At 62.3% G+C, this 8,122-nt stretch carries 6 protein-coding genes; 3 read left to right on the plus strand and 3 right to left on the minus strand.

The genetic code is table 11. The annotated features are described in order from the left end of the window. Positions 1-31: 31 nt before the first annotated feature. Positions 32-2,071 carry an NADPH-dependent 2,4-dienoyl-CoA reductase gene (locus tag BFQ01_RS02770; RefSeq protein ID WP_065924137.1) on the minus strand — a complete coding sequence of 680 codons (2,040 nt, stop codon included), beginning with the start codon at positions 2,069-2,071 and terminating at the stop codon, positions 32-34. Between the two features lie 211 nt (positions 2,072-2,282). On the opposite strand from BFQ01_RS02770, the gene BFQ01_RS02775 reads away from it, so the two are divergent. Together BFQ01_RS02775 and BFQ01_RS02780 are read left to right on the plus strand one after the other, a co-directional pair. Beyond that, a complete protein-coding gene (locus BFQ01_RS02775) occupies positions 2,283-3,413 on the plus strand; it encodes a carbon-nitrogen hydrolase family protein (RefSeq protein WP_065924138.1) in 1,131 nt (376 codons plus the stop codon). A gap of 4 nt (positions 3,414-3,417) precedes the next feature. Beyond that, complete coding sequence (locus BFQ01_RS02780; RefSeq protein WP_065924139.1) at positions 3,418-4,452, plus strand: AraC family transcriptional regulator; 1,035 nt, start codon at positions 3,418-3,420, stop codon at positions 4,450-4,452. Positions 4,453-4,460: 8 nt separating this feature from the next. Here BFQ01_RS02780 and BFQ01_RS32115 read toward each other — a convergent pair whose 3' ends face one another. Further along, complete coding sequence (locus BFQ01_RS32115; RefSeq protein WP_137212152.1) at positions 4,461-4,718, minus strand: hypothetical protein; 258 nt, start codon at positions 4,716-4,718, stop codon at positions 4,461-4,463. Positions 4,719-4,744: 26 nt separating this feature from the next. Then, positions 4,745-5,221, minus strand: a complete 477-nt coding sequence (locus BFQ01_RS02785; protein WP_065924140.1) for a MarR family winged helix-turn-helix transcriptional regulator — start codon at positions 5,219-5,221, stop codon at positions 4,745-4,747. A 145-nt stretch (positions 5,222-5,366) separates the two neighbouring features. Here BFQ01_RS02785 and aceE point away from each other — a divergent pair, with 145 nt between their 5' ends. Continuing rightward, positions 5,367-8,027: a pyruvate dehydrogenase (acetyl-transferring), homodimeric type gene (gene aceE, locus BFQ01_RS02790; RefSeq protein ID WP_065924141.1), complete on the plus strand. Its 2,661-nt coding sequence runs from the start codon at positions 5,367-5,369 to the stop codon at positions 8,025-8,027. The last annotated feature ends 95 nt before the right edge of the window (positions 8,028-8,122 follow it).

An 8,122-nucleotide genomic window follows, 5' to 3' on the forward strand; every position in this document is an offset into this window, starting at 1 on the left:
GGCGGTAGTCTACACCGCCCCTTGCGTCGCCTTACAGCTCGGCGGCGAGCCGTGAGCCTTGGTTGATGGCGCGCTTGGCGTCCAGCTCGGCCGCCACATCGGCGCCGCCGATCAGGTGCACGTTCTGCCCTGCGGCGACCAGGCCGTCCTGCAACTCGCGCAGCGGGTCTTGCCCGGCGCAGATGACGATGTTGTCCACGGCCAACAGCTGCGGCTCACCTTCGGCACCGATGCGGATATGCAGGCCGTCATCGTCGATCTTCAGGTACTCGACGCTGTTAAGCATCTGCACGCGCTTGTTCTTCAAGCCGGTACGGTGGATCCAGCCGGTGGTCTTGCCCAGGCCGTCGCCGACCTTGGAAGCCTTGCGTTGCAACAGGAACACATCACGGGCCGGGGCATGGGGTTGCGGCTTGATCCCGGCCACACCGCCACGGGCTTGCAACTGGGTGTCGATGCCCCACTCTTTCCAGAACGCTTCGCGGTCGAGGCTGGTAGACACGCCTTCATGCACGAGGAATTCCGACACGTCAAAACCAATGCCGCCGGCGCCGATCACCGCGACGCGCTTGCCCACCGGCTTGCGCTCGAGGATCACGTCCAGGTAGCTCAGCACTTTGGCATTTTCAACGCCCGGAATCGCCGGCGTGCGCGGCGCAATGCCGGTGGCCAGGATGATCTCGTCGTAACCGCCCGCCACCAGTTGTGCGGTGTCGACACGGGTGTTGAGGCACAGCTCGACGTGGGTGGTCTGCAACTTGCGATTGAAGTAGCGCAGGGTCTCGAAAAACTCTTCCTTGCCCGGTACGCGCTTGGCGATATTGAATTGGCCGCCGATCTCACTGGCCGAATCGAATAAGGTCACCTGGTGGCCACGCTCAGCCGCCACGGTGGCGGCGGCCAGGCCTGCGGGGCCGGCACCGACCACGGCGATTTTCTTGATCTGCTTGACCGGCAGGTAGTTGAGTTCGGTTTCATAGCAGGCCCGCGGGTTGACCAGGCAGGTGGTCAACTTGCCGCCAAAGGTGTGGTCCAGGCAAGCCTGGTTGCAGCCGATGCAGGTGTTGATTTCATCGGCGCGGCCGGCGGCGGCCTTGTTGACGAACTCGGGGTCGGCGAGGAAAGGCCGCGCCATCGAGACCATGTCGGCATCGCCTTCGGCGAGGATCTGCTCGGCAATCTCCGGTGTGTTGATGCGGTTGGTGGTGATCAGCGGGATCTGCACCGCACCGCGCAATTTGGCCGTGACTTTGCTGAACGCGCCACGGGGTACTTTGGTGGCGATGGTCGGGATACGCGCTTCGTGCCAGCCGATGCCGGTGTTGATGATGGTCGCGCCGGCCTGCTCGATGGCCTTGGCCAACTGCACAATTTCTTCCCAAGTGCTGCCGCCTTCCACCAGATCGAGCATCGACAGGCGGAAGATAATGATGAAGTTCGGGCCCACCGCTTCACGCACGCGGCGCACGATCTCCACCGACAGGCGCATACGGTTTTCGTAGCTGCCGCCCCAACGGTCGGTGCGGTGGTTGGTGTGGGCGGCGAGGAACTGGTTGATGAAGTAACCCTCGGAACCCATGATTTCCACGCCGTCGTACTCGGCGACCTGGGCCAGCAGCGAGCAGGTGACGAAATCCTGGATCTGCTTCTCGATGCCTTCCTCGTCCAGCTCCTTGGGCTTGAACGGGTTGATCGGCGCCTGGATCGCACTCGGCGCCACCTGTTTTGGGCTGTACGCATAACGGCCGGCGTGGAGGATCTGCATGCAGATCTTGCCGCCCGCCTCATGCACGGCCTGCGTGACGATCCTGTGCTTCTGCGCTTCTTCTTCGGTGGTGAGCTTGGCCGCGCCGGAATACACCCCGCCTTCATCATTCGGGCCAATGCCGCCAGTGACCATCAGGCCCACGCCGCCACGGGCGCGCTCGGCAAAGTAGGCCGCCATGCGCTCGAACCCACCGGGCTTTTCTTCCAGGCCCGTGTGCATCGAGCCCATCAGGGTGCGGTTGCGCAAGGTGGTAAAACCCAGGTCCAACGGGGCCAGCAGGTGCGGGTAGGCAGCAGCGGTCATGGTACAGCTCCACAACGGATCATCACGGGACGTGGAGGGCTCGAATGGCACCCCATCGGTTTATGTCCCACAGACTAAGAGGCGGTGGACGACGGCTCAATGACTGAAACTGACAAGTTATTGATCCAAATGCACAGCGCCCCTTGGCAAGCCGCTGCCGGGGCCCTACCCTAGTCGCGAACCCTGCACCCGGTCTGTTGTCTGTTGCCCCATGCGTAAACTTCTCGCTTTTACCGTCTCCATGGCCCTGGTTGCCGCAGTCGCCGCGTATCTGGTCTGGACCCAGGAGCGCCCCGTGGGGCATTACCTGTCGGACCTGCGCATCACCCTCGCCGTCAACGAAGGCCTGCCCGCCGATCGCGGCAACTTGCTGGGCATCCAGCCGGAGCTGTTTCCCGCCGATTACCAGAGCCTGGAACGCCTGCACCTGAAGCTCGCGGCCTATCTGCAAAAGGCCCGGGACCAGGGGTTGATCAACGAAAAAACCATCGTGGTGCTGCCTGAACATATCGGCACCTGGCTGATGTTGACCGGTGAAAAAAATGAGGTGTACCAGGCGCTGCACGTGAAGGATGCGATGAACTGGCTGTCGGTCAGCAACCCGCTGCTGTTTGCGCGTGCCTGGATCAGCGCAACCGGCGATAACCGCACCGATGACGCCTACCTGCGCATGAAAGCCTCCGGCATGGCGCGGGACTATCAGGTGCTGTTCGGCGGCCTGGCCAAGGAGTTTGGTGTCACGCTGGTGGCCGGCTCCATCGCCCTGCCCAACCCCAGCGTCAGCCAGGGCCAACTGCAGGTCGGCCATGGCGCCTTGTACAACGCCAGCGTGGTATTCGCGGCGGACGGATTGCCCCTCGGTGATCCCCAGCGCCAGCTTTATCCGATCTACGATGAACGCGGTTTTATCGAACCCGGTGACGAAAACATCGTCAGCGTGGTCGACACCCCGGCCGGGCGCCTCGGCGTGTTGGTCGGCAGTGACAGCTGGTACCCGGACAACTATCGCAAGCTCAACGAGCAAGGTGCGCAACTGATTGCGGTACCGGCCTTTGTGCTGGGTCGCGATACCTGGGATCGACCATGGCGCGGCTTCAAGAGCGTGTCCACGCCACCGGAAATCAGCCTCAAGCCTGAAGAACTCAGCGAAGGTGAGGCCTGGCGGCGCCTGACGCTGATCAGCCAGCAACCCGTCAGCCAGGCAACCGCTGGCATGAGCGTATTCCTGCGTGGGCAGTTCTGGGACCTGGGCACGGCCGGGCACAGCTTTCTCAGCAGCTACGGGCAGATCAGCGCCGACGGCGACGCCCGTGGTGCGCGCCTGCTGAATATCTGGCTGTAACCCCGTGAAGCCGGTGCGCCTGGGTGATTTGTCGGTGGGCTTCGTGCACACTCTGGCCGACGCGATCCACAGCCACGGCCTCGACCCGCAACCGCTGCTGCTGCAATACGGCCTCGACCCCGCGCGCCTCGCCGAAGCGGGTGCACGCTTGTCGATCCCCCGTTATATGCGCCTGGGCCATGCGGCCATCCAACTCACCGGCGACCCCGGCCTGGGCCTGCGCATGGGCCAGCTCAGCCGCCTGAGCCAGGCCGGGCTGGCCGGGGTCACCGCCGCCCAGGCACCCAACGTACGTGAGGCGGCGCGCACCCTGACCCGCTTCGAGGCGCTGTACGGCTCCAACTATCGCGGCCAATCAAGTTTTCACGAGGACGCCGAAGGCGCCTGGCTGCGTTTCTATTCCATCAGCCCCTATAACGCCTACAACCGCTTCGTGGTGGACTCGATCATCGCCGGCTGGCTGCAGCAACTGTCGAGCCTGGCCCAGCAAACGGTGCAGGCGCAGCGGATTGAAATCGAGTTTGAAGCGCCGGACTACAGCGAACAGTACGCGGTGCTGGGCGATGGCCCGATCCAGTTCGGCGCCGACGCCAATCAACTGCGCCTGAGCCAGCAAACCCTGGCCCTGCGCAACCCGCAGCATTGTCCGAGTACCTGGCACCTGTTGCTGCAACTGTGTGAACGGGAACTGGAGCAGTTGACCCGCACCCGCAGCCTGCGCGAGCGCATTACCCGGTTACTCGGGCCGATGCTCAATGGCGGCCGGGAACCCGACCTGGAAGAAGTGGCGGCACGCTTGAAGCTGCCGACCTGGACACTGCGCCGCAAACTGGCCGAAGAAGGCACACAGTTTCGCGCGATTCTCAACGATACCCGCCGCGACCTGGCCATGACCTACATTCGCGATACGGAACTGGCATTCGGCGAAATCGCCTACTTGCTCGGTTTTGCCTCGGCCCAGGCGTTTCAACGGGCGTTCAGGCGATGGAACAACCAGACCCCAGGGGAATTTCGCCGCAGTCAGCGGCATTCCGCCTGAAGTCGGTCTTACAGCTCGGTGGCGTCATCGGCCGGATCCAGAGGATCCAGTTCAAAGGCCTGGTACTCCAGCAGTTCTTCCTGGTATTCGTCCATGGTGGGCTCCTTGTTTTGAATTAAAAGCGGCTGCAGATAAATGACCTGCACAGCCAGCCTAAAGTGCCGTGATGACGAAAAAATGTCGACGTCATGACGTTCCTGCACTCCAGGATTAAACGTAGCAGCGTTGTGCGGATTTAGCACCGGGGTTTTGAGGCGCGATTGCAATCAGGGATGCACTGAAATGGAATGCATCAAGTTTCAGACCTGCGTCGACCACGGGTTTGAACACCCGCCTCCACCGCCATCCCGGCGGCACGCTCCAACGCCTCGGCAAACGCCTGGCGCTGCTGCGGTTCGATCTGCGACAGGAACAACTCGTCCACCGTACTTTCGTAGATCTTCCACATTTTTTTACGCAACGCCCGGCCGGCATCGGTGATCGACGCAAAGGCCGCGCGCCCATCGCCGTCGGAACGTGAACGCAGCACCAGGCCGTCCTTTTCCAGGCGGTCTACCAGGCGCGTGAGGTTATAGCGCTCGATGGCCAGCACATCGGCCAATTCGTGCATGCGGCGGGTGCCTTCGGGGCCGCTTTCAAGGCCCCACAGTGCATCGTACCAGGCGTAAGGCGGCAAGTCGGCGGCCGCCAGGCGGCGCTCGATTTCACGGATGACCGTCCTGTGGGCCCTGACAAAACGGAACCATACATCAGGCTCTTTCGACGACATGCAACACCATCCGGCGGATTTCAAGAAGGTTGCAATAGTAGCTCATCCCGCGCTAGATTCGGCCATATAGTTGCAATTGCAACAACATTGACGACGTTCCCACAAGGAGCCCGCCACTTGAAATCCGCCGACCCTGGAGCCTCACATGACCCCGAATAACGTAGTCAGACGCGACGTCGATCCACAGGAAACCCGCGAGTGGCTGGAGTCCATCGAATCGGTGCTGTCCACCGAAGGTCGCCCGCGCGCCCATTACCTGATCGATCAGTTGCTGGATTTCGACGTGGCGCGGCATGGTGATTTCTACGGGCGGGTGACCACGCCTTACGTCAACACCATCCCGGTGGAACGCCAGTTGCCCTACCCCGGCAACCTGGTCATCGAACGCCGTATCAACGCGTTTATCCGCTGGAACGCCATGGCCATGGTATTGCGTGCAGGCAAACACTCCGGTGTGGGTGGGCATATCGCCACTTATGCGTCAGCCGCTGTGCTGTACGACGTAGGTTTCGACCACTTCTTCCGTGGCCGCACCGACAACTTCGACGGCGACCTGGTGTACATCCAGGGCCACTCCTCGCCAGGCATCTACGGCCGTGCCTACCTCGAAGGCCGCATCAGCGAAGCACAACTGGATAACTTCCGCCGCGAAGCCGGTGGCGAGGGCATTTCGTCCTACCCCCACCCACGGCTGATGCCGGACTTCTGGCAATTCCCCACCGTGTCCATGGGCCTCGGGCCGATCACGGCGGCCTACCAGGCGCGCTTTATGCGCTACCTGGAGTTTCGTGACCTCAAGCAACACCAGGGCCGCAAGGTCTGGGCATTCCTCGGTGATGGCGAAATGGACCAGCCGGAATCCCTGGCCGCCATTTCCCTGGCCGGGCGCGAGAAACTCGACAACCTGATCTTCGTGGTCAACTGCAACCTGCAACGTCTGGACGGCCCGGTACGCGGCAATGCCAAGGTGATCCAGGAGTTCGAAAGCCTGTACCGCGCCGCCGGCTGGAATGTGATCAAAGTGATCTGGGGCGGTGGCTGGGATGCGCTGCTGGAAAAAGACACCGGCGGCCTGCTGCGCCAGCGCATGATGGAGTGCGTGGACGGTGACTACCAGAACTACAAATCCCAGAACGGCGCCTATGTGCGCGAACATTTCTTCGGCAAATACCCGGAGTTGCTGGCACTGGTTGCAGACCTGTCCGACGACGATATCTGGAAACTCTCACGGGGCGGCCATGACCCGGACAAGGTCTACAACGCCTATGCTGCCGCCGTACGCCACAGCGGCCAACCAACGGTGATCCTGGCAAAGACCGTCAAGGGCTTTGGCATGGGCGAAGCCGGCGAAGGCCAGAACATCAATCACCAACTGAAAAAGATGGGCGCCGATGCCGTCAAAGCCTTCCGCGACCGCTTCGGCCTGGAAGTGCCCGATGAGCAACTCGCTGAAATTCCGTACCTCAAGCCCACCGCCGACAGCGAAGAAGCCCGTTACTTCGCCGCGCGTCGCCAGGCCCTGGGCGGCTATGTACCCGCGCGCCACACGGCGGTCGAACCGTTGCAGATCCCCGAACTGAGCGCCTTCGCCACTCAGCTCAAGGACACTGGCGAGCGCGCGATATCAACCACCATGGCCTTCGTGCGCATCCTCGGCACCCTGCTGAAAGACCCGCACCTGGGCAAGCTGATCGTGCCCATCGTGCCGGACGAATCACGCACCTTCGGCATGGAAAGCCTGTTCCGTCAGATCGGTATCCACTCTGCCGTCGGCCAGCTCTACACCCCACAGGACTCCGGGCAACTGAGCTATTACAAGGAGAGCAAGGACGGACAGATCATGCAGGAAGGCCTGAATGAGTCCGGGGCCATTTCCTCGTGGATAGCGGCGAGTACGTCCTACAGCAATCACGGCCTGATGACCGTGCCGTTCTACATCTTCTATTCGATGTTCGGCTTCCAGCGCGTCGGCGACCTGGCCTGGGCAGCGGGCGATGCACGGGCACGTGGTTTCCTGCTGGGTGCCACGGCCGGGCGCACCACGTTGATGGGCGAAGGCCTGCAGCATGACGATGGCCATAGTCATATCCTGTCGTCGGTGATTCCGTGCTGCGTGTCCTATGACCCGACCTTTGCCTACGAACTGGCGGTGATTATTCGCGAAGGCATGCGGCGTATGTATGTCGAACAGGAGGATATTTACTACTACATCACCCTGCTCAACGAAAACTACCCGCACCCGGCAATGCCCGAAGGTATGGAGGATGGCATTGTTAAAGGCATGTACCGCCTGAGCGGCAGCCAGCACGCCAAGGTGCAACTGATGGGCAGTGGTTCGATCCTGCGCGAAGTGATCGCCGCCGCCGACCTGCTCGCCAACGACTTTGCCGTGCAATGCAATGTATGGAGCGTGACCAGCCTGACCGAATTGCGCCGTGACGGGCACGCGGTGGAGCGCTGGAACCTGTTGCACCCCGAGCGTGAGCCACGCGAGAGCTACGTCGAGCAATGCCTGGCCGGGCAAACGGGACCGGTGGTGGTGGCGACAGATTACGTGAAGCTGTTCGCCGATCAGATCCGTCCGTTCGTGCCGGGCCGACGCTTTGTCGCACTGGGCACTGATGGTTTCGGGCAATCAGACACCCGGGAAGCCTTGCGCGCGTTCTTTGAGGTGGATCGCCACTTCATCGCCCTGGCTGCCCTGAAGGCACTGGCGGATGACGGCGTGATCGGTCGCGACAAGGTCAGTGAAGCGATCAAACGCTACGGGATCAACGTCGACAAGGCCGACCCCGTAGCGGTTTGATTTACTGCGCAGGCGTCGGCAGGGGCGGAATCGCTTCTGTCGGCGGCGGCAGGTCCGGCGTGGTGGCAGCGGGTGCGGGCTCGGCCTGCGGCGCA

The organism is Pseudomonas sp. 8 R 14 (assembly GCF_900005955.1).
GTDB classification, from domain to species: domain Bacteria; phylum Pseudomonadota; class Gammaproteobacteria; order Pseudomonadales; family Pseudomonadaceae; genus Aquipseudomonas; species Aquipseudomonas marginalis.

Bases quoted from the DNA above. Each gene is read 5' to 3' on its own strand.
- BFQ01_RS02770 (WP_065924137.1), bottom strand. From the start codon at position 2,071: ATGACCGCTGCTGCCTACCCGCACCTGCTGGCCCCGTTGGACCTGGGT.
- BFQ01_RS02775 (WP_065924138.1), top strand. From the start codon at position 2,283: ATGCGTAAACTTCTCGCTTTTACCGTCTCCATGGCCCTGGTTGCCGCA.
- BFQ01_RS02785 (WP_065924140.1), bottom strand. From the start codon at position 5,221: ATGTCGTCGAAAGAGCCTGATGTATGGTTCCGTTTTGTCAGGGCCCAC.
- aceE (WP_065924141.1), top strand. From the start codon at position 5,367: ATGACCCCGAATAACGTAGTCAGACGCGACGTCGATCCACAGGAAACC.